This window comes from Oryzifoliimicrobium ureilyticum, from assembly GCF_037199735.1.
Classification (GTDB): Bacteria; Pseudomonadota; Alphaproteobacteria; order Rhizobiales; family Rhizobiaceae; genus Rhizobium; species Rhizobium ureilyticus.
Genome location: NZ_JBBBVQ010000063.1, coordinates 1 through 1,963 on the forward strand (window position 1 = coordinate 1; position 1,963 = coordinate 1,963).

The window sequence follows — 1,963 nt, forward strand, 5'->3', positions numbered from 1 at the left end:
GAGATCTGCAAAACCCCAACAGGATAAGCCGAAAGGCTGGAAGTGTGACTGTCCCTCTATCTTCACCTGCATCTCAGTGATCCGTTCTATCGGCGGAGGTGCCTCTTTCATGCCACCTCCTCTCGCCGCTAAGATCGGGGTGACTTGACATCGGAGTCTGTCAGTGTCGCTGCTGCGCTGTCGGTACGGTCCTAAGGAACGGCAAGGGCTGGGAACGGGTCTACGGCGCCGCAATCATATCCTGGCTCGGCTGCGACAATTACAAAGCGGCTTAATGGTTTTCGGACCTTGCCGTTCGCATCTTGTCCGTTGTTGAGACAAGCTTAGCTTGCGAGTGAAGTTTTTCCTTCGCTGCCAGTTGATCGGGTCCTACGAGTCTCGAGGTTGCTCAAGGGGCAATAGACGGCGCCAGCGTTTTTTCAAATTCCTCCCTCGACACGGGCCACGCCTCGGTTCGCCCGTTGGAGCTAAGGAGCAAGGTCATTGTCGTATGATAAGCCTCCCATGTGACGTCGATGGGCTCCTCATCAATCTGTAGCTCGAAGATGCCTGGTGGATGAGGTTGCGCCATCCCGGAAAGCTGGANTCGCCCGTTGGAGCTAAGGAGCAAGGTCATTGTCGTATGATAAGCCTCCCATGTGACGTCGATGGGCTCCTCATCAATCTGTAGCTCGAAGATGCCTGGTGGATGAGGTTGCGCCATCCCGGAAAGCTGGAACGGCCGAACGATAGTGATGCTTTTCACTGTTGTATTCATGATGGCACGGTTTCTGTGGGGAGAATGCTGGAATGCTCGGTGGCGGGCAAGCAAAGCGAAAGCGGCGATAATGCCGCCGATCCTTCTATCCGCAGGCATTTCTGAAGAGGTCTATTTCCTTCGCAATGGGGCCTAGGAGCTTTCGCAATCGCTTCTCCTCCACCTGGCCGAGGCGAATTCTTTTCGCAAATTCGCTCACAAGCACAGTTTTCGCTGTTCCTGGTTTGATCAGTGGAGCTGATTTGGCTGGATGATGCACGATTGTATCCTTTCAGGATCACGGTATGCTCAACGAAAATGGGTAAGATCCAATGTAATCGCGCTGGATCGAGCTTTTGAATAAGCTGAGGTCGCGGCCTTCAGGATTCTTGGCCGCAACGCATCGAACGCCTTCAGGTAGTCTGCCTCGCCGGCGTTTCGATGCGATTTCTCGCAGGCCAAGACTTCGGTCGCCAGATAGAATTTTATCTCGAACATCCCGTCGTATCCGGTGAAACGGACACAGCAATTTCTGTCGTCAAAACTACGAGCTTCGTTTGGGAACGAGATGCTCATCAGCGCCCACCCTCACCTTGCCGCCGATCAACAGCGTTACCCTCGGGTTGGGGATCAAGGCTTGCTCGCGTCGATGACTGTTGCCGCTTGGCGAGAGAGCTCAGGAGAGCCGATTTGGTCCTCACGTCGCTGCGGAACTCGGTTGAGAGCAAGAGCGAGGCGTCACGTTTCATGTCGGAGGTCGCGTCCGATTCCCGGAAGCCGGCGGGTTCGACATGCGTTGCTGCTGGATTGGAAGACATCACGTCCTCCTTTGTTGGGGCAAGGTTTTGCACCCTTGATGACAGCGCCCTGAACACGAGCCGTCACTACAATCTAAGTCGTGCTTAAATACTGGATTACAAGAGGAAGGTCGGGCAAAGGCGTCCGGAGCCATAATTAAGGACCGTTGAGAACTGCGCTCGAAAGCCAAAAAGGGGAAAGGACTTTGGCGTTGACGCCAATAAATAGCGGGTCGAAGGTTCTTGCTTCATCAAGAGCGAGATGACGGACGCGCACATTTTGCACTCATGCCTGCAATGGTCTTAGGAAGGCAGCCACCACACTATGCGGCCTCCCACACCTGATTGAGGATCCGCGCCGCCAGTGCTGCTTTGTCCTGCGGCAGAAAGCGCCCGTAGTGCTGCTGCACGACGTCTGGCGTGTCCTGGA

Annotated in this window: 2 protein-coding genes; both read right to left on the minus strand. The window is 54.8% G+C overall.

Annotation, left to right across the window (positions count from 1 at the left end; translation table 11 throughout):
* Positions 1–1,045: 1,045 nt before the first annotated feature.
* The gene (locus VQ830_RS28585) at positions 1,046–1,312 is read right to left on the minus strand and encodes a DUF1488 family protein (RefSeq protein ID WP_337271524.1); all 267 of its coding nucleotides are present in this window, start codon (positions 1,310–1,312) and stop codon (positions 1,046–1,048) included.
* Positions 1,312–1,554 (minus strand): hypothetical protein, encoded by a 243-nt coding sequence (locus VQ830_RS28590; protein ID WP_337271525.1) that lies wholly within the window; start codon positions 1,552–1,554, stop codon positions 1,312–1,314. The genes VQ830_RS28585 and VQ830_RS28590 overlap by 1 nt, the downstream gene beginning before the upstream one ends.
* Positions 1,555–1,963 lie beyond the last annotated feature (409 nt).

Bases quoted from the DNA above. Each gene is read 5' to 3' on its own strand.
- VQ830_RS28585 (WP_337271524.1), bottom strand. From the start codon at position 1,312: ATGAGCATCTCGTTCCCAAACGAAGCTCGTAGTTTTGACGACAGAAAT.
- VQ830_RS28590 (WP_337271525.1), bottom strand. From the start codon at position 1,554: ATGTCTTCCAATCCAGCAGCAACGCATGTCGAACCCGCCGGCTTCCGG.